Source organism: Paenibacillus taihuensis, assembly GCF_003386535.1.
GTDB lineage: Bacteria > Bacillota > Bacilli > Paenibacillales > Paenibacillaceae > Paenibacillus_Z > Paenibacillus_Z taihuensis.
This window is the reverse complement of record NZ_QTTN01000004.1, coordinates 19,740-38,757: the sequence shown is the minus strand read 5'-3', so window position 1 is coordinate 38,757 and position 19,018 is coordinate 19,740. Positions and strand designations below refer to the sequence as shown.

Sequence of the window (19,018 nt, the reverse complement as noted above, 5' to 3'; positions counted from 1 at the left end):
CTTGATTTGCAAGGCGTTTTTAGGCATAAAAAAGGACTTCACCCCAACTTGGAGAAGTTTTCAAGTGACCAAACCAGAAAACCCCAAGGGAGGGAAGTCACTATGTATATTCTCCAAGAATGTCTGTTTTCCTTTGAGGAACTGCAAAAAATTGAATCTAAAGAGCGTTTGCCCCTCTTTTTCAGTGCATTGGATTTACGTCCCTATGCCAAAGAGTTAAGAAGTGGCTCACCCCGAGGCGCCGAGGGTCACTCCCGAGAAGGGATTCTTCGTGCCCTGAAGACTGGAAGTGACGATCTGGGACGCATAGCCGCGAAATTCAATCTCATGGTGAATCGCATGAACGATACGATGAGAAAAGTACAAGAAGCATCTCAGGTACTGACGATGTCAGCGAAAAACCTGAATCAGGTCTCCGAACAAAATAACGCACAAGCGGATCGGATTACGTCCAGCATCAACGAAAATAACTGAAAATATAGTGACTCAGGAGCAAGCCACGAACGGCGGCGCAAGGGCCATGTCGGAAATGGCTGTTGTTATCAACAATATCGCCGAGAACTCCTCGAAGGTGGCCCAGGAAGCTGCTGCTATGGAGCGTATGTCGATTCAAGGCAACGATGTAGTGGAGAAGGTCACCTTTCAAATGGACAATATTTCGCAATTTGTCACTCAAACCAACAGCATCGTCAAGCTCCTAGAGAGACGTTCGCAGGAGATCGAGAGTATTATCTCCTTAATCATCGGCATTTCCAAACAAGCCAATCTACTTGCACTTAATGCTTCAATTGAAGCTGCAAGAGTAGGAGAGCACGGTAAAGGCTTCGCTGTTGTGGCCAGTGAAGTCAGAAAGCTGGCTGAGCAGTCCAGCCAGTCAGCTGCTCAGATCACAGGTTTGATTAAAGAAATTCAAGGTGAGATTGTCGACGCTGTACATGCCATGGACAGAGGTGTGAACGAAGTTCGGATGGGAATCGATGTTGCCAACGAGATGGAGAAGATATTCGGGAAGATTTTGAACACGACACGTACTGTAACCAGCCAGATTCATGAAGTATCAAGTGCCACCGAACAAATGTCCGCCGGCACGCAGGAGCTTGCGGCCACTTCGGAAGAATTGTCGGCGAGTGCCGGGCTAACATCCATAAGCAGCTCGAAGATTGCAGGCTCAATCGAGGAACAGAAAGCATCTCTTGAAACGCTCTCGGAATCTACTGCTCATCTATATGCCATGTCCGGGGAATTACAACAGCTGGTTGACGTGTTCAGAGTCCGACGGTAGATAAATTTAACGTTGAAGGAGAGATTCGGATGAGAGCGAAGATTTTTTATTCAAACACACCACAAACCGATTCCGAACATGACAAATGGAGCCGTCCTGTTGTTGCCTCTTGGCTTTCCCGATACACGAACACGCGCTCTTGTATACTGAGAGTGAATATACGCTGGGGGAGGACATGAGCCTCACTCTCTCAGGTCTGGCAAGGCGAGATAAGGATTATGAATCGTTGCTTGCTGCCGTTTATTATGCTGTATTTATAGGTTACTCGGAGAGAAGGCTATAGCGGTGAATCTTGTTCTAAAGCATGGAAACGATTCTGTTGTTCATGTCAGTTTGGAAGCAGGCGCATCCATTCAATCGATTCGGAACTCGGTCGCCCGGACAGTATTGAAAGCTGACATTTTCACCAATAAGGGCTTTGAAACCAGGTCTAGCTCACATGATGCATTTCCTGCGGAAAGTGAGCAACTGAACTTCCAGTTGAATGAAGTAAATGGTATCTGGACATTTAAAGTGGAATTGATGCTTCGCTATTTAAGGAAACAACGATCGTCAGATATGTTTCTTATTATACCAAGTTGCTTGATGTGGTTTTATCTGATTCCGAAGCTTGTATCGCTGCGTTGATGATTGAGCGAATAGTCGAGTTTTACCCGGACAAAACTGCGCTATTCTCCTTCGAAGGGGAACTCGCCTATCGCCACTAAACGAGCCCGTTGATCCTGCACCCGGAGGAGCGGAACCGCTATATTGTGGAAGATACGTGGTCCGCGTTCTTTCTTACAAAAGACAGGCTTCTGAGCAGAGTTTGTGGATTGTGCGAAACAATCGCAACGGTCAAGGAAGTCATTGCAGTCGATTCCAACTTCGAGCACTTCGATAGGACTACGAATCCGAATCGGTATCTTGGTGTTCAATCTGACGATCTCGCCTACATCATCTACACATCCGGCTCAACGGGACGTCCGACAGGAGCGCTAATCCAACACGGAGGTGTTGTGAATCTGGGCGCTTCTGCGCTCCTAACTTCATTCTGACGGGCAGTTTCAAAGCTATGCACTTGATTCGGATTATGAGCTCGCAGTATGTAGACGCTTGCCCCATTTCAATTTCTCATCCTCTTCAAAGGGTTCCGGACAACTAGTCGTTTTGATCCACTGTACATACCTTCGATTAAAATCTGTCTCAGCAATAGCGGAATTCGATGAACAGTCGTAACAAGAAGCTATTCGCTTATTATACTAGAATCCATTTATACTTCGCTGACCTCATCATCATAAGTGTCGATCTATCAATGCTTCAGCATCCCAACTTTGAATTCTCGGAAAGAAATCATACATCGGGTGGTAATATTAAATGAGCAAGTTACTTGAAAAAAACAACGTTCAGGCGCAACAACAGGACAATAATCAGGAAATGAATAGAATCCACACCTTGGTTAAAAATTTCAAAGAAGGAAAAGAGGATGCCTTTAACAGCATTCTAGAAATAAACCTTTGCCATATCAAATTCATTGCGAAACAATATTTCGCCCCTAGCTTGACCCGGTGCGATTTGATCCAAGAGGGGGCTCTCGGGTTGTACAAAGCCGTAACTCTTTACGACTTTGAGCGAGAAGTCCCTTTTATTGTTTACGCTAAGCGGCATGTGAAAAGTGCAATAATCAACGCCGTGAAACGGGAAACCCGAAAGAAGCAGCTAATTCTGTCGACATGCAACTCCCTAGATAAACCATATCCTAACTCCTGTTTCTACACGTCGCATTATGATGTAACCTCATCTAATTCTAAAACTCCTGAAGAGATCATGCTCCAGGCAATAGAGCATCAAGAGGTACGAGTTCAGTTTCAAGCTTTCTTCCGTCGATTAACTTCTCTTGAAAAGGGAGTATTGCGGGGATTGTGGAGTGAAAAACTATCATATAAAGATATCGCTCTCCAATTGGAAATTTCACCAAGAGCAGTCGATAACGCAAGAACTCGTATCAAGAAAAAGATGGCGGTTCTATTGTAATCATTTAATTATCACTTACCATTAATCCCTTTTATTTTCTCAGGGCTAAACAAGCATAGAGATAGAATTTTGCAACTTCCGATTTATTAAAGAGAAGAGGATGAACGGTGGCAGTAAAGGACTCCAATTATTTCAGGCGTATCGTAGTGAAGTTGGGAATCATTCTATCGTTAATCGGATTAGTAGCCTTTTCGCTCATCTTTTATGTGGTTGGAAACAATTATGATCAAACGCTTGAGGATGAAACTTACTCAGCTACCAATCTCATAACATCCGCAATAGAGGCGACGGATCAAGCAGCGGAGACTTATGAAAGACTCGTGGATTGGCGTATGTATTCCGTCTCCAAGGCGATTGCTGTACAATTAAAAGGCAGAAGCCTGAAAAGCATTACCGAAAATGAACTTGCTGCGCTTAGGGATGAATGGTCATTATCCGATGTTTCACTCTTTGTTCGTAAAGGCGACGACATTGTTGTAGCGAAGTCGTCGGACAAGAAGGAAGTAGGGTTAAGCAGCAAAGATTGGGGATATTGGTTTACCGCTTATCAGCAATTATTCGAATTGCGGCCTGTCCAAGTGGAAGAGGGCTTCTCTAAGAAGTACTTTTGGGCAGGCCCGTTAATTAAATCGGTTCTGTACAGCAAACAATTTCTTTATGCCTACTATTATGATGGCACAACCGATTATATCATTAACCCCTATATTTCGGCTAACGATGTCCAACATTTCATAGATGCATATGGTCCAAATTGGATTATCGACAAGATATTGAAAGATTCTCCTCATATTGCAGGTATTGAGGTGCTGAATATAAGGCCATTTTTAGACAATGATCAATCGGAAGTGGTGGAGCCGAAGAAGGATTCTCCCGTTCTATACGGTAAGCAAAGTTTTCCGTTGCCTGGGGACAGGGCTGTCTTGAGAAAGGGTAAGGAAGATTCTGTTTACTTCCAACATCAGGGGATCAAATACAAGAAAATTTACGTCCCGCTCGCAAATAAGAGAGAGATGATAATTGTCATGGACATCTCAAAACGCGACCGGACCATGTATCATATTCTTGAAATGATGGTGATTATTTATGTTGTGGCATTCGGAATAATATATGCAATTATTAGATGGGCGAACGCCCGATCGGTATATCTGCTGGAAGTGATTCGAAAAATGGCCTATTACGATGAACTTACAGGAATCCCTAATCGTAATTACTTTCAAGAATATTTAAAAACTATGTTTGATGACAGAAGGGATCATTGTTTTGCATTATTCATGATCGATCTAGATAACTTTAAAACAATTAACGACTCATTGGGACACGCGGCCGGTGACCAATTGCTGGTTAATGCCTCGCATCGGTTTAGCGAACAACTGAACGGCAACGGGTTTCTTGCCCGAATTGGCGGGGATGAGTTTACTCTGGTACTGCCGATCGACGCGCCACAGGATGCAGAAAATGTGGCTGAAGGATTGTTATCCTCCTTTCGCGAGCCATTTCTTTTGGATGGCCATGAATTTGCCGTATCCATGAGTATCGGGATAAGTCTCTACCCCCATCATGGACGAGATACGGATTCCCTACTTAAGTGCGCCGATATTGCTTTATATTGCGAGAAGTATAAAGCGAAAAACAATTTTTCGATATTCGAGTTTAGTATGAGCGAGTATAAGAATGAAGATGGAGCCTAAATTAAACAATCTCATTTATTAAATGAGAGCTGCAAACGAAACTGCTGACAGTTACGGTAATAAATGTTTTCTAAAGCTAAACAGTCATATTTTCTTGGTGTCACCTCCTCATGTTAAACAGTGAAAAGAGAGTTCATGTTCAATGAACTCAACTGTTGACATGAGTTTTTTCTTTTGGCTATGTTAAATAATGTCGTTGATATTTACGAGCGTTAGTTCTGTATTTGGGGTAACATCAGTAGTTCGGAGATGATTTTCCCATGGATTTGAAGGAACTTAAAAGGCTTGCCGATGCCTTGGACGAAAACACGTACTGGAGAGGTCAAACGTCAACTCTATCGTTGCAAGTCCTGCCATCAAACGTTTAAGGACCTCACGAATACCCCTCTCCAACGCACGAAGACCTCATCTTTGGGGTCGATTCATTGAATGTATGATTAAGGGTTTTTCTCTTCGTAAATGTGCTGAAATATTGCACAAAGAAGTTACGCATGTGACTTTATTCTACTGGCGACATAAAATCCTTGCCGCGTTGAAGCAAATTTCAACCGAAGATTTTAAGGGTATCGTCGAAATGGATGAGACTTATTTCTTGTTCTCTGAAAAAGGTAAACGGAACATAGCTGACCGCAAACCTCGTAAACGTGGCGGTAAAGCCAAATATCGTGGCATCAGCAACGACCAAGTGTGCGTACTGGTTGCACGTGATCGTCAGAAGATGACTTAATCTGGTGTTCTTGGACGTGGGCGTATTCGGACAATGAAATTGGATGAGGCGATTGGTGGTCCTCTATCTGATTCAAACGTTCTTTGCACCGATTCATGGAGAGCATTCAGCTCGTATGCGAATACGAAAGGAGTAGCTCATTGGGAAACAGCGTGTAAAAAGGCGTGTATTATATCCAAAACGTGAACAGTTATCATGTACGCTTGAAGAAATGGATGAACCGCTTTAATGGTGTTGACACCAAGTATCTACAACTTTATCTTGCTTGGTTCCGCTATTTAGACAGCAAGGAATATGAGAATACGACATCGAACAAGAAAAACAAAGGAAACGAATATAGGGCTTCGAAATACATCTTTTGATTGCTAAGGTATTGGTGTTACAGCTAAAGCATAATGTCCGCCAGTTGACGGCGTAAGTTGTCCTGCTGGTGACGGACAAGTTGTCCGTGCTAAGTAAAAAGAAAGGGAGAATCAAGATAATTCTCCCTGGATGACGCGCTTGATCATATGATCGTCGATGATCCGATGTTTGTTCTGTGAGCCATAGATGAGAGCATGCGTGCAGACCTTGTTGATTAATCGAGCCGAGCCGCTTGAGAACCGAAAGATGTCGTCAATTGCGCTGTCGGTGAAGATGTCGTGCTCCGCTCCGGCAAACGTCATGTGGCGACGAATGTAATCGCCGGTCTGAGCACGATCGTAATGCGGGAGCTTACACTGCAGGTCGATTCGCTGCCGGATGGCTGCATACGCCTGAAGATTCAGGCGATCCCACAGTTCACTTTGCCCGACCAGGATGAGTGCCATGGGACTCTGCGCATCCATCTTGAAATTCAGCAGGAAACGGACTTCCTCCAACATTTCGCGATCCAGCAGATGCGCTTCGTCCACGACGACCACCGGTTGTAACCGATGAATGCCCCGCATGAGTTCAATCTCACGATGCAGCTGACGCTTCGCGTCCCCGCGATAGAATTTCGACTCACAGCCGAGCTGCTCGAGCAGTCCTTTGTAGAAATGCCGCGGTGTTAACTTGGAGTCCGACAAATAGAGCACCTTATACTTGGCGGGGTCGAGCACCTCAGTGAAACGGCGAATGGTCGTCGTCTTGCCTGTACCGCAGTCTCCGGTGACGACCGCGAACCACTGACGCTGGGCAGCGTACTCAAGTCGCCCGAGCGTTTCTTCCAGAATGATCGACTCGTATAGTTCACTCGTCGGCACGTCTCGCGAGAAAGGCGAACGGCCAAGGCTGTAGAAGGACTCAAACATGGCCATCCTCCTTGCTTACCCTGCGGTAGACCACGGCGGGCGCCTGCTGCGCCTTGCGCTCTCGGTTCTGCTCTTCTGCTCCCGCTAGGAGTCTTGATGCATCTGCGGGCACTGGACCTAGATGCTCAGGCAGCGGCGGCCGCTTGCCTGCACGTTCGCCGATCACGAGTTCCCGCACTCGCCATGGCGTATGCCCCTCATACTCAATGGATAGCTCCGAGATATCCGCCGGGTCGAACACGACATCGACCGTACAGCCGATGAACGGCAGGCCAACCTCGTATTTACGGTCCATAAAGCTGATGCAACCAGACTTGTCGACCTTCCGCGTCTCACAGTGCAGAAAGGCATTCGCTAGTTCGTCCGGGTCTACGAACCGCAGGGCTTTCTTGTCGCTACGGTAGACTGTTTCCGGACTGCGCTTATTCTCGAGCGCAGAATGCGGCTTGTTCTGATAGCACTCCGACAGCCACACCTGAAACAGTTCATTAAGCCGCTCAAGCGTCTTTGGCTTTTCTAGTGCTGCCTCACTCAGGAATGCGTCAACTACGCGGTTGAAGCGTTCGACCTTACCGGTAGCCTCCGGCGAATACGGCTTCGCAAACAGCAGCCAAATACCTAGTTTCGAGCAGGCGCGCGTCATCCATTTGGTTCGGTATGGCTTGCCATTGTCGAAGTAAACCGATTCCGGCACGCCAAACTTCTGTATGGCATGGCGGAAGCAGTCCTCGACGATGGTCTTGTCCATGACCGGGTAGAACGCGCCGTGCAGCACAAACCGCGTCGCATCGTCGATGAACGTCACAAGGAACACTTGCTTCATGGTGCCATTCGGACCAATGGGCAGGTAAGGACCGTACTTGAGATCCGAGTGCCATAGACGATTACGATGGCGCTGCTGGAAGCGTCTGGCGGCAACACCGGATTCAGCGTACATGCGCATATGGCGCGTGCTGTAGCCGCGCTGAGCCAGCTTCTCTTGCAGGGTGCTGCGCTTGATTTCGCCTGGCTGTATGCGGCCTTCCCATTCAAGAATCTGAATAAGCTGCGCAACGCTCCGGCTCGGGACTTCGCGGCGAAGTAAAATGGCCTGCTCCAGTACGTCCTGTGGAATGGTGGCTTCAGAGGGTTGGCGTCCCTTGCCTTTAGGCTTTAATCCGCCGAATCCCTCCTCACGGTACTTCGCTAGGTACCGGCGTAGTGTTCGCTCGGACAGTCCGGTCTGCTCGCAGATTCGCTGTTTGATCTCTCGGGCCTTGGATGGGTCGATCCCTTCTGCGAGCAGTGGCGACAACAACTGTACACGTTCAGAGGCGATGGACTCCGCTTTCTTCTGATCTTTCATCTGTTCTGCACCTCACTTGGTAGACTTCGAGATGAGTCTACCGCAGCACCTAGCCGGACAAGAATGCAAAACGGGTATGTACCCACAAATTTGTATTGACGACCGAGCGGACAATTCGCGCCAGCCAGCCGGGGGCATCCCCAACGTAGTGTCCGAACGCTTGATGTGTAGACTGCGAAGGAACGGACAACTTCTCCACAGGGTTCAGATGAAAGCGGAAGGCAATGGATCTAAGAGCACCAAGCAAGTACGTGGACTGTTCTTGAAACCAGTCCTTCCAACGACGCAGGGTCGCGTCGTCTGCAGCTACCGTGGATGCCGTCTCCGATTGCGTAACGACTTGCTCCAAGCATTCGGATTCGTACCGCTTGTAAGGTACGATGCAATCCGGTAACTCGTGATGAATCTTCCGGCACTGGTTGCACCGCATTCGGCGAATGAGCAGAAGGCGATGATCTCCGCCCCCACCTACGATCTTCCGCTTCCTGCTGCCGATGACATGCATCTCTACTCCACAGCAAGGGGAGAGAACCGCCTCCACACATCTAACTGAAAACGCCGGGTGACTTCTCAACCAACGTATATTCTGATACAATGACCATGTTGATTTGGGGGATGCATCCTGTACGCCTGTTGCAGCAGACGTACGTAAAAGGGAGGCATCCTTTTCCTTTTCTATGATATGGTCATTATATTCAGCAATTCCTGGACAGGCAATCCAGCCAGCTATTGGACGTTATCTTCTAGCGGCAACAGTATTGGGCAGGAATTCTAAAGTTTGACCCTGGCCCGAATAGATAGACACATAGAAAACCTCTTTCTTTTAGACAATTACTATAACTCTAGTATTGCCATATAGATAGTTTCTAAAACTATCATTTTAATGGGAGCCGTACGTATTCTTATATACTCAACTTTCGCACCTAAAAAATCATTGCAAGAGCTTACCTAGCTTGGGCTTGAGGCATATTGGAAATCAAGCTTGTTAAAATAGAAATACACCGCTTCGTTTGGTAAAGTGAGAGTGTCCAGCAATCACTACCATCCAGAAGAGGTGCCTCTCCATGATAGAGCAAAAGCAATCCCTTGATCAACTGCCAAAAGAAATCAAGCCGGCCTTCAAAGAGTTGAACGTCATCAAACACTTGAACGGCGCGGGTTTTAAGAAAAAGTTCGGCTTCACTTGCGCTTACTTATTTCGCCTGGTTTTCGTGCTTTTGTTTCATCAGAAAAATTGGTTTCGCTTATTGGAGAGCAACAAAAGTGAGTTCTTTCCAGGCAAAGATGCGATTTATCGATTTCTCAATCATAGCGGATACTCGTGGCGGCGATTCTTATTGTCGCTTAGCAGCGAAACCGTTCGGCGTGTGGAGCAATTGACTTCCGATAAGCGAGAAACGGCGTTCATCATCGACGATTCGATGTTTGAACGAAATCGGACATGTACGATATTAGTCAGATTCAAGAAGCACATCATATATTTTTGCATTTACTGCAGCACAAAGTGGTCAAGAAGGGGGACACAGCCTTAGAAAAGTACTTTCATGATATGAATATTCAACAGCTCGTCAAACGGTTTGCTGATACATCAAGCACGCAGGTGCTTGTGGGCAACATGAATGTACACCTGGTGACAAAGCCGAAAGGGTCTATATTCGCAACAAACTTTACGCAAATGAGAGATCAAATGAAAGAGCGTAAAAACGATGGCAGAGTGGAAACCAGGCTTGAGCTCTATATGATTCATCTGGTCATCATGGTCTATTTAAGTGAAGTAGACGGGGAGAGCGTAAGAGGATCACACATCGATTTATATGGTGGCATTCGTTATCTTGAATTAACGACTCGTGTATCAGAAGTGATTGAATATTGGAATAAGCTGCTAGAGAATGATCCCGAGTTTTCCCTTGGGGTTATAGAGGACTGATTCCAAACAAAAAATTGAAGCCTTATAAATTAAATCCGCGCTCACGAAAGTTTAATGAATCTAGAAAAACGGGAGAGTTTGGTTTACTACTGGAGAAGCATCCAGAAATAAGTGATGAAATCGAAAACTTATTCTTTGGGAGGAAGAAACTATCCGAACCCGTTATGCGGCCAAAATACATTCATAAAAAATTTGTAGACAAGTGTAAGGAGTTGGGAATTCCGCGAAGTGAATACCCGTTTAACACTGAACATCTGGGCTACAGAGCTTTATGTCGTCACTTAGAGCATCTAAGAGATAAACATTTTGGTAAAGCGTCTTCACGATATGGTCATGATGCTGAACAAAAAGCGAAGAACTCGGGGATAGGTCAACAAAATTATCCTCGAACCATTACACCATATCAAGATGTGGAATTTGATGGTCACAGGTTTGATGGAATATGGGTTATTACCATCAAAACGTTGGAGGGTGATGATGCTGTACTTACACTGGATAGACTTTGGGTCCTAAGCTTCATTGATCGTGCGACTGATAACATTATCGGGAGACCACACATCTCTCTCAACAAAGAATATAACGCAACTGATGTGATGATCGCCGCGAAGAAGGCAGTAATACCCGTTCAGAAAATGAATCTGACTATTCACGGACTTTCATACCAACCAACAGGAGGTTACCCATCAGAGCGCTTTAAAGACATTGAGTGGGCAGTGTGGGATGTTATCCATTTTGATAACGCAAAATCACACCTTGCTGAAATGGTTCGGGAAAGACTTCGGAACTTAATTGGATGTGCAACTTGTCTAGGTGCCGTTGATAAACCAATGCGACGTCCTCATATTGAGCGGTTTCATCAAACACTGACCTCGAGCAGCATGCAACGTATGGTTAATACAACCGGCAGCCATCCAGGGGATCCCCGTAGGAAGGAACCAGAAAAAATGGCTATGCGCTACGAGATGACCTTTGAACATCTTGAAGAGATTCTCGATGTTGTTGTTGCCAACTATAATGGTACTCCACACGGTTCATTGTTTTACAATTCGCCACTTGAAGCATTAGAACAAAGACTTAATAAGGGGATGATACCTAGATTGTTAAGTGAAACTAAGCGTACAGAGTTTGTATTCACACAAGTTGAGCAGCCCAGAACCGTACGTGGAAGTCATGAATCAGGCAAAAGACCGTACATCGAGTACATGGGTGTTGAATATCGGAACGATCTTTTGGCGAATTCAGCTCATCTGCTTAACACGAAATTGTCATTACATGTTAATGTGGATGATCTTCGTACGATTAGAGCGTATCTGCCAGATGGAAGTGAGTTTGGATTACTTGTTGCTGCAGGAAAGTGGTGCCTAACTCCTCATTCATTACAAATGAGGAAAGCAATAAACATATTAAAAAGAAAAAAATTAATACATTTCACGCAATGGGATGACCCCATCTTTGTTTACCACGAGTATTTGTTGACACAAGCAAAGACCAAGAAAAAAAGGGTAGCTAACCATATTGCGAAAACAAAACAGGTCATGAAGAAAAGGGAAGCGGAGAAGATCTCAGAGCTCGACGAATCCCTTGTAGCAGAACAAGCGAGTATTAGCGCATTAGAAAAAGCAAGGGAGCAACAAGCTAAGCTTCAAATTGCGAAAACTAATACTCCGACTTCTCATCGTCGATTTAAAACAATAACTCGCTGGTAGGTGAAAATGCTGAATGCTAATTAGGCCAATGATTCCAGTAGGCACACATCCAATAGAACAAGGGCAGTATATTTTGCCCACACTTCAAATTAATCGACTAATGGATAAGCTTGTCCAAGTTATCACAGACGGCGCTCCAGGATTAATGGTCTATGGTCGACCAAGATTAGGGAAAACAAAAGCTACAACATTTGCTGTTGAATACTTACCGGAATTGCTGAATATGCCTATTCCTGTATTTATTGCAGACAGTAAAAGCTACAAAGTACCTTCGGCTGAAAAGTTTTATCGAGACATGCTCACTGACTTTAAATTTAAATTTTAAGGGAAGAAGGATGAATTAACACTTCGGAATCAGATTGTAAACTTATTGCATGAAAGCGCGGAACATACTCCTGGCCGAAGAGCCGTGGTTATCATGGACGAAGGTCAAAAGCTTACGGAGTGGCAGTATGATTGTTTAATCGATATATACAATCAGCTGATCCGAAGAAATATTCGTATGATTACAATAACGATCGGCCAGGACCAGCTGGTTAATCGCAGATCATTCTTTCTTGCTAACTCTAAATCACATATTGTCGGGAGATTTATGCCATCAGAATATAAGTTTCGTGGTGTAACAAATATGGAGGAGATGGGGTACGTATTACAGAGCTATGACGAAGCGGAATATCCGTTACATAGTGGCTGGTACTATACCCGGTTCTACTTTCCGAAAACATTTGATACTGGCGGTAGGCTTGCCCATTTTGCCAGCAACTTGTTTCAATTGTTTCTAGATGTAAGAATGGAGTTCGGTCTTGCCGGTAGTAACCTCGAGATACCTATGGAGTACGTTGCTTTCACAGTCGAAAATGCATTCAAGCTAAATGGTGCCAACGGAAGGTGTTGTGAATGGCTTACGATGGAGCAATGGAGAGAAGCCATCGAACGATCCGGGTATATTGAATCTGAAATTTACATGGCTATAGCGAAATAGGTGAATGCGATGATAATTTGGAACAGTAACTGGATCAATCTAATGGAAACTCCTTGGTCGATTTTTGAAAAAGTATGTTTTGCTAATCTGGTGACACGGAAAGAAGTCTGCGCTTATTCGGCTCAGTAGAGGTGAAAAAGATAAGAGGCACAACGATCGGAGACAGTAGGAGGGAACTTTTCCGGTTGAGAGGATTTGATCCAGTTGCACTGAAACAAAATCTTTTTGTAGATATTGTAAGGCAAAATGAGATAGCGATAACAAAATTGTTAATGCCCATTGGATACTATAATAATGATGAAGAAACTTGGTTCCCTAAATCATTACGATGGTGTAGTCAATGCATGAGTGTTGGGTACCACAGTTGGCTACACTAGTTTTCACTTATTAAACGCTGCCCCATACATATGACTGAACTGATCACACAGTGCCCAACATGTAATAAAAGTATTCCTTTCTTAATTAGTGATAAGAGTCTGGGAAACCCTTTTACGTGTAAATGTGGAAATAAACTGGCGGACTTTGCTGGATCTCAATGGTCTACCTGGAAATACACATTTCAAATTACGGATGAATGTGTTAAAGACTGGATTGAAAGGGGCGATACGAAATGGGGAATCAACGACCGTTTACTCTTTAATCCTAATTCTGCAGAAATAAGTACTTTCTACAGAAAGTGTAGTTTCACATCTCGAGTTCATCAGCACAAAACTTCAGAACTGACTTCGGAGATACAACTAACCAAAGATCTGTACGAGGAAAATAAACAATGCTTTAAATCAATTGACAAGTATATAAGAAATAACCTGTTATGTAAGCATCATAATTGCATAAGAGTGCTGCAAGAATTGCGTAAACTAGAGGAAGGGGAGTTTCAACCTATTTGCCCATACGCTTATGCTTATATTTTTTGGAGGCAGACAATACTTAATGCTCAGCATTTTTATATCACATCGAAGAAAGAGCAACAATTTCCAGCAAGCAAATCTGGAACTAGAAACTTCGTTACACAGCTTATAGAAGAAACGCTTGTGGACCTAAGAGATAGGTTATCGACTCAAATTAACTTGAAGGTTAGTGATACCCCTGGTTTACTAAGTCAGGTGTTAAACCGTTACACAACAGAATTTTGCTTGAATTACTTTTATCAATGGTTGTCGATAGCAAAGGAAAATGCTGCAGCTATACGCGTGCCAAGCTGGACTGTTGTTAATAAAATGATGGAGCATAGTCAACCAATAATCGTCTTTAAACATCGTTACGAAATTGAAAATAAGCAAGAAGTAGAAATAGCAATGTCATATGGTTTAAATCAACGAGTATTCGAAAAGGACCTTGTCGGGTGACAAGAACATTATCTCATTAATGGCCGCGAAAATCGCGGCTTTTTGTATTTATGGGATCAAGTTCTTGTCAAAACCAAATGACAAGAACTTGATCCCATTACCGAAATTGACAAGAACTTGATCTCATTACCACGAAAAGCTTGGATTGCTGCAAGCGAAAAAGCGTTGGATGTACAGTCAGCTCAGGCAATTGTACAAAAACAATCAGGGAGCGGCGTGACTATTGAAGCGAACGGTACTCAATTCATTCGTTTCTACAAATTTATGGCATCCAATGAGAATGTTACTTATGAATATCAATATTTGGTCAATAAATACACCGGCGAGTTATTCACCTACTACTCGGATGGAACTATGCATAGCTTGATTAAGCAATAAGCTCGAAAGTTATTCGGGGTTTAACGCTGGCAACAGCTGCCGACGATCGGCAGCTGTTGCGCTAGGAATTCATTCAAGGTATAGGCGGTGACGGCGTCGGCTCAAATTGGAACAAGAAATGGAACGTCGCATCGATTCCTTCGCTGTCATCTTTGATTCTAGATCTAAAATTCATTGCAAATGGGCTTTGAGCATTTTGCGGTTCAATAGAGTAGGAGAATTGATGCGATGGACATCATAAAGGCTTGTCAACCTGCTGGAGAATAATGTGTTTCCCATCCGTGTTGGTAGTTTGTTATGATATAGAAGGTTGTAAAATGGTAGTAGGGATGTGAGAGCGTAATCATGTTGAATCCAATAGCAATTTCTTTAGGTCCGATCCAGGTGCATTGGTATGGGATTATTCTTGGTTGTGGTGCATTACTTGGACTGTTGCTTGCAATACGGGAAGGAAAAAGGTTCGGAATTTCTCCTGATTTCTTTATGGACTTACTTTTAATCGGAGTTCCTTCAGCTCTAATTGGGGCAAGAGCTTATTATGTCGCATTTGAATGGAATAATTATAAAACTAATCCGGGCGAGATTATCGCAATATGGCACGGTGGCATTGCCATTTATGGTGCTTTGATTGGCGCCATTGTAGCAGCTGTTATTTATACGAGGCGGAAAGGATATGACTTCTGGCGAATTGCTGATTTCTGCGCGCCGGGTTTAATAACCGGACAGATGATCGGACGCTGGGGGAATTTTATGAACCAAGAAGCGCATGGAGGTCCAGTAACGGAGAGCTTTTTGCGAAATACGTTGCAACTTCCAAGTTTCATCGTAAATCAAATGTTCATTGACGGACAGTATTACCATCCGACATTTTTATATGAATCCTTATGGAGCTTTACCGGACTTCTGGTGCTGTTATGGATTCGCAGAAGATCATTTCTGCGGTCAGGCGAGCTTTTTATGAGTTACTTCATTTGGTATTCACTTGGTCGGTTTTATGTAGAAGGCGTGCGTACAGACAGCCTTGTCTTTGCTGGTCCTCAATGGTTGGCATCATTCCTTAAAACCGTATGGAGCCCAATGAGCTTCTTCGGGTGGGGAGCGAAAGAACCAGGTAGCAATATTCGTATATCTCAATTGCTTGCGGTATTCATTATTATTGCGGCTGTTTCGTTTATTATTATTCGCCGTAAACAAAGAAGATCTGTACCCTATAGTTCCCCCATTGAAACAAAAAACTCGATTGGTCCAGCAGTTCAAGCTCAGCAGCCAATAAAGAGTTGATACCCAATTGTTACTCCTGCCATATTTGTGGCAGGAGTTTATTTTGTTATCCAAAAACGCAAATACTAAGACTACAAATGAAGAAGGGTTGTATCTTTAGATGGAACAACGAAAATCCGACTTTAAATATGTACAGCAGCACTTAGCGAATGAGCGTACTTATCTTGCATGGATACGAACAGCTATTACGATTATCGGATTGGGCTTTTTGGCGGCGGGGGTGGTTTTTCGTACTACAACTTACGAACATATTGGTCACACGGTTGCTGCCACTGTTGGAATCGGAGCAGTTTTAATGGGGAGTGCAATTATTTTCATGGCGACCATGGACTATAGGAGAAAGCAAGAGGGAATTAATGATGAACAATTTGTATCTCCAACAGTAATTATTTGGTTCGTAGCGATTGGACTTGCTATGATAGCCATTTTTCTAATTGTTCTTGTCATCCTCCTTTTACTTTTTTAAATGTGTTATGAATTGAGCATGGTTAGTGCATATCATGCGAAAGAATGGAGAATATAAGCAACAAATGAACGCAACAATTCGAACTATTCTGGAGGAGAAGCAATGAAATCGTCAAACAAAACAACAGCTTATTGGGTAACTGCATCAATCGTGGTTTTAGGACTAATATTGCTTGTTATCCTTTTTAATCTTATTTTCTGATGCAGCAGAAGTATCGTTACGCCATAATACAAAACAATGGGGGTTGACGAAGTGACATAAGTTTTATATAGTAATCACATACCCCAACGGGTATATGTATACTCGCGAAAAGAAGGAGGTTGCGATAAAAAGATCTGACGGATTTGTTTTAGTAATCCATTTTGTTTTTTTTTGCAATAAATAATACCCCATAGGGTATATTTTGAAATTGTAGAGCATACTTAATACTTTTTAACTTTTTATTAGAGAGGAGAAGCCCTATGGATTTGGCATGGATCATGACCATTTTCGCGCTTGGCTTCTTGGGCTCATTCATCTCCGGAATGGTGGGAATCGGCGGTTCGATCATTAACTATCCGATGTTGCTTTTTATCCCGCCGGCTCTAGGATTTGCAGCTTTTACCGCGCAGGAAGTATCAGCAATCAGTGCTATTCAAGTATTCTTTGCGAGTTTAATGGGGATGCTGGTTTTTCGAAAAGGCGGACTTGTTAATAAGACACTAGTTCTCTACATGGGCGTCTCCATTATTACGGGGAGCTTTTTGGGCAGCTTTGTTTCAAACTCGTTACCGAGTTCAATGATTAATATTGTTTATGCCGTTTTAGCGCTGATTGCAGCCGTTATGATGTTTCTGCCGAAAAAGGGGAATGAAGCACAAGATTTAAGCAAAATAACATTCAATAAAATTTTAGCTGTTATATTGGCTTTAATTATCGGTACTGTTTCTGGGATTGTTGGAGCAGCTGGCGCTTTTATAACTGTACCGGTTATGCTCGTGATTCTTAAAATTCCAACAAGAGTTGCAATTGCATCTTCACTTGCAATTACGTTTATCTCCTCGATTGGATCAACGACGGGGAAGTTAATGGGTGGGCATATGCTATTGCTTCCATCCATTGTGCTGGTTATTGCCAGCACCATTGCTTCACCAATCGGTGCCAAACTAAGTAAAAAAATCAACACAAAGCTGCTTCAACAAATCTTGGCTGGATTAATTACAGCAACAGTCTTTAAGATTTGGATTTCGATTTTATTTTAGGAGTGGATCTAAGATGAGCAAAGCTTATAAGGAACAGCTTCCAAGAGAAGTTCTTGACCGCCTCAAAAGAAATGAAAAAGTGTACATTCTTGATGTTCGCGAGCCAGAGGAGTGGGAGTCCGGTCACATTCCCGGCGCCAAACATATTCCTCTAGGTCAGATCAATAGAGCACTGAATGAAATCGATCAAAAGCAAGAAACCGTTGTTGTATGCCGCAGCGGAAATCGCAGTGGAAAGGCATGCGAGTATTTGTCCGGTCTGGGATATAACGTCGTTAACATGCCTGGGGGCATGACGGAATGGGCTGGAGACATGGAGTATGGTAAATAACACGAGGAGGTTTTTGTTATGACAAATTTGCTAGTGAACCGAACATTGGAATGTGAAGGTTTAGCATGTCCGCTTCCGGTAGTCCGTACCAAAAAAACGGTTGAGGAGATGCAAACGGGTGAGGTGTTAGAAGTACGTGCAACCGATAAAGGTTCCGTAGCGGATCTTCAAAGCTGGGCAAAACGCACCGGTCATCAATATATCGGCTTAAAGGAAGATAACGGCGTCTTCCGTCATTATATCCGTAAATCGGATCCAACAGAAATCAAGGAAGAAAGAAAATTTCCACATCTGATAGCTCATGAAGAAATTCAGAAAAAACTTTCCGCTGGCGAGAAAATGAACATCGTTGATGTCCGCGAACCTGCTGAATATGCTTTCGGTCGGATTCCTGGAGCCGTTTCAATTCCATTAGGAGAGCTTGAAGGACGGATGCGCGAGCTTGATCCGGAACAGGAATATTATTTGATTTGCCGTAGCGGTAATCGAAGCGATATCGCTTGTCAAACATTAGCTGAGAATGATTTTAAATATGTGAAAAATGCTGTTCAAGGCATGACCGAATGGACAGGCGAAGTTGAGAAAGATTAATTACAAAAACGGAGGAATTAATTATGGCTAATAAGGTAGCGATTATTGCAAGCAACGGCGGATTATTCGACGCTTATAAAGTATTTAACATTGCAACTGCAGCAGCAGCAACGGACTCGCAAGTAGCTATTTTCTTTACTTTCGAAGGTTTGAATCTCATTCATAAGCAGGCGTATGAGCAGCTTCCAATGCCTGCAGGCAAAGAACATTTTCAAGAAGGATTTAAAGCGGCTAACGTTCCGTCTATCCCTGATCTTGTGAGCATGGCTCAGGAATTGGGCGTGAAAATCATTGCATGCCAAATGACGATGGATGTGATGAATTTGCAGAAAGAGGACTTTATTGATGGCATAGATGTAGGCGGAGCAGTGACTTTCCTTGACTTTGCGCAAGATGCAAATGTCACACTAACATTCTAATATAGGAGGATGAAAAAAATA

18 protein-coding genes and 3 pseudogenes are annotated in these 19,018 nt (G+C 43.8%); 18 read left to right on the top strand and 3 right to left on the bottom strand.

The window, feature by feature from the left end:
* Positions 1 to 102 precede the first annotated feature (102 nt).
* From A8990_RS04775 to A8990_RS04745, 6 genes and pseudogenes are all read left to right on the top strand, one after another.
* A pseudogene (locus A8990_RS04775) lies at positions 103 to 279 on the top strand (transposase); the annotation flags it as partial.
* Between the two features lie 241 nt (positions 280 to 520).
* On the top strand, positions 521 to 1,282 hold the full coding sequence (locus tag A8990_RS04770; RefSeq protein ID WP_116187885.1) for a methyl-accepting chemotaxis protein: 762 nt from the start codon (positions 521 to 523) through the stop codon (positions 1,280 to 1,282).
* A gap of 752 nt (positions 1,283 to 2,034) precedes the next feature.
* Positions 2,035 to 2,319 (top strand): AMP-binding protein, encoded by a 285-nt coding sequence (locus A8990_RS04760; protein ID WP_181909395.1) that lies wholly within the window; start codon positions 2,035 to 2,037, stop codon positions 2,317 to 2,319.
* Between the two features lie 319 nt (positions 2,320 to 2,638).
* A complete protein-coding gene (locus A8990_RS04755) occupies positions 2,639 to 3,295 on the top strand; it encodes a sigma-70 family RNA polymerase sigma factor (protein ID WP_116187882.1) in 657 nt (218 codons plus the stop codon).
* Positions 3,296 to 3,402: 107 nt separating this feature from the next.
* Positions 3,403 to 4,983, top strand: coding sequence for a GGDEF domain-containing protein (locus tag A8990_RS04750; RefSeq protein ID WP_116187881.1), 1,581 nt, complete (start codon positions 3,403 to 3,405; stop codon positions 4,981 to 4,983).
* A gap of 318 nt (positions 4,984 to 5,301) precedes the next feature.
* Positions 5,302 to 6,072 (top strand): annotated as a pseudogene (locus A8990_RS04745) (IS1595 family transposase); the annotation flags it as partial.
* 111 nt (positions 6,073 to 6,183) lie between these two features.
* Here A8990_RS04745 and A8990_RS04740 read toward each other — a convergent pair.
* The 3 genes from A8990_RS04740 to A8990_RS04730 are packed head-to-tail and all read right to left on the bottom strand — an operon-like array spanning position 6,184 to position 8,870.
* A complete protein-coding gene (locus A8990_RS04740; protein WP_116187880.1) occupies positions 6,184 to 6,984 on the bottom strand; it encodes an ExeA family protein in 801 nt (266 codons plus the stop codon).
* Complete coding sequence (locus tag A8990_RS04735) at positions 6,977 to 8,329, bottom strand: DDE-type integrase/transposase/recombinase (protein WP_116187879.1); 1,353 nt, start codon at positions 8,327 to 8,329, stop codon at positions 6,977 to 6,979. The genes A8990_RS04740 and A8990_RS04735 overlap by 8 nt, the downstream gene beginning before the upstream one ends.
* Positions 8,330 to 8,378: 49 nt before the next feature.
* Complete coding sequence (locus A8990_RS04730) at positions 8,379 to 8,870, bottom strand: DUF6431 domain-containing protein (protein ID WP_281272479.1); 492 nt, start codon at positions 8,868 to 8,870, stop codon at positions 8,379 to 8,381.
* Between the two features lie 523 nt (positions 8,871 to 9,393).
* Between A8990_RS04730 and A8990_RS32660 the strand changes: the two are divergent.
* The 12 genes and pseudogenes from A8990_RS32660 to A8990_RS04670 form a co-directional block, all read left to right on the top strand.
* Positions 9,394 to 9,801, top strand: a pseudogene (locus A8990_RS32660) (IS4 family transposase); the annotation flags it as partial.
* The gene (locus A8990_RS04720; protein WP_181909394.1) at positions 9,771 to 10,256 is read left to right on the top strand and encodes a DUF6063 family protein; all 486 of its coding nucleotides are present in this window, start codon (positions 9,771 to 9,773) and stop codon (positions 10,254 to 10,256) included. The pseudogene A8990_RS32660 and the gene A8990_RS04720, both read left to right, overlap by 31 nt.
* A 14-nt stretch (positions 10,257 to 10,270) precedes the next feature.
* Positions 10,271 to 11,962: a hypothetical protein gene (locus A8990_RS04715; protein ID WP_147306771.1), complete on the top strand. Its 1,692-nt coding sequence runs from the start codon at positions 10,271 to 10,273 to the stop codon at positions 11,960 to 11,962.
* Between the two features lie 13 nt (positions 11,963 to 11,975).
* A complete protein-coding gene (locus A8990_RS04710; protein WP_116187875.1) occupies positions 11,976 to 12,287 on the top strand; it encodes a hypothetical protein in 312 nt (103 codons plus the stop codon).
* Positions 12,288 to 12,380: 93 nt separating this feature from the next.
* Positions 12,381 to 12,944: a hypothetical protein gene (locus A8990_RS04705; RefSeq protein WP_116187874.1), complete on the top strand. Its 564-nt coding sequence runs from the start codon at positions 12,381 to 12,383 to the stop codon at positions 12,942 to 12,944.
* Between the two features lie 407 nt (positions 12,945 to 13,351).
* Entirely contained in the window at positions 13,352 to 14,290 is a 939-nt protein-coding gene (locus A8990_RS31230; protein ID WP_147306770.1) for a hypothetical protein, read from the top strand.
* A gap of 723 nt (positions 14,291 to 15,013) precedes the next feature.
* The gene (gene lgt / locus A8990_RS04695; RefSeq protein WP_116187872.1) at positions 15,014 to 15,949 is read left to right on the top strand and encodes a prolipoprotein diacylglyceryl transferase; all 936 of its coding nucleotides are present in this window, start codon (positions 15,014 to 15,016) and stop codon (positions 15,947 to 15,949) included.
* 100 nt (positions 15,950 to 16,049) lie between these two features.
* Entirely contained in the window at positions 16,050 to 16,415 is a 366-nt protein-coding gene (locus A8990_RS04690) for a YidH family protein (protein WP_116187871.1), read from the top strand.
* 461 nt (positions 16,416 to 16,876) lie between these two features.
* Entirely contained in the window at positions 16,877 to 17,656 is a 780-nt protein-coding gene (locus A8990_RS04685; RefSeq protein ID WP_116187870.1) for a sulfite exporter TauE/SafE family protein, read from the top strand.
* 13 nt (positions 17,657 to 17,669) lie between these two features.
* A complete protein-coding gene (locus A8990_RS04680) occupies positions 17,670 to 17,987 on the top strand; it encodes a rhodanese-like domain-containing protein (RefSeq protein ID WP_116187869.1) in 318 nt (105 codons plus the stop codon).
* Between the two features lie 18 nt (positions 17,988 to 18,005).
* On the top strand, positions 18,006 to 18,578 hold the full coding sequence (locus A8990_RS04675; RefSeq protein WP_116187868.1) for a sulfurtransferase TusA family protein: 573 nt from the start codon (positions 18,006 to 18,008) through the stop codon (positions 18,576 to 18,578).
* A 23-nt stretch (positions 18,579 to 18,601) separates the two neighbouring features.
* On the top strand, positions 18,602 to 18,997 hold the full coding sequence (locus A8990_RS04670; RefSeq protein WP_116187867.1) for a DsrE/DsrF/DrsH-like family protein: 396 nt from the start codon (positions 18,602 to 18,604) through the stop codon (positions 18,995 to 18,997).
* Positions 18,998 to 19,018 lie beyond the last annotated feature (21 nt).

Bases quoted from the DNA above. Each gene is read 5' to 3' on its own strand.
- A8990_RS04675 (WP_116187868.1), top strand. From the start codon at position 18,006: ATGACAAATTTGCTAGTGAACCGAACATTGGAATGTGAAGGTTTAGCA.
- A8990_RS04720 (WP_181909394.1), top strand. From the start codon at position 9,771: ATGTACGATATTAGTCAGATTCAAGAAGCACATCATATATTTTTGCAT.
- A8990_RS04690 (WP_116187871.1), top strand. From the start codon at position 16,050: ATGGAACAACGAAAATCCGACTTTAAATATGTACAGCAGCACTTAGCG.
- A8990_RS31230 (WP_147306770.1), top strand. From the start codon at position 13,352: ATGACTGAACTGATCACACAGTGCCCAACATGTAATAAAAGTATTCCT.
- lgt (WP_116187872.1), top strand. From the start codon at position 15,014: ATGTTGAATCCAATAGCAATTTCTTTAGGTCCGATCCAGGTGCATTGG.
- A8990_RS04735 (WP_116187879.1), bottom strand. From the start codon at position 8,329: ATGAAAGATCAGAAGAAAGCGGAGTCCATCGCCTCTGAACGTGTACAG.
- A8990_RS04770 (WP_116187885.1), top strand. From the start codon at position 521: ATGTCGGAAATGGCTGTTGTTATCAACAATATCGCCGAGAACTCCTCG.
- A8990_RS04670 (WP_116187867.1), top strand. From the start codon at position 18,602: ATGGCTAATAAGGTAGCGATTATTGCAAGCAACGGCGGATTATTCGAC.
- A8990_RS04710 (WP_116187875.1), top strand. From the start codon at position 11,976: ATGCTAATTAGGCCAATGATTCCAGTAGGCACACATCCAATAGAACAA.
- A8990_RS04680 (WP_116187869.1), top strand. From the start codon at position 17,670: ATGAGCAAAGCTTATAAGGAACAGCTTCCAAGAGAAGTTCTTGACCGC.
- A8990_RS04755 (WP_116187882.1), top strand. From the start codon at position 2,639: ATGAGCAAGTTACTTGAAAAAAACAACGTTCAGGCGCAACAACAGGAC.
- A8990_RS04705 (WP_116187874.1), top strand. From the start codon at position 12,381: ATGGACGAAGGTCAAAAGCTTACGGAGTGGCAGTATGATTGTTTAATC.
- A8990_RS04740 (WP_116187880.1), bottom strand. From the start codon at position 6,984: ATGTTTGAGTCCTTCTACAGCCTTGGCCGTTCGCCTTTCTCGCGAGAC.
- A8990_RS04685 (WP_116187870.1), top strand. From the start codon at position 16,877: ATGGATTTGGCATGGATCATGACCATTTTCGCGCTTGGCTTCTTGGGC.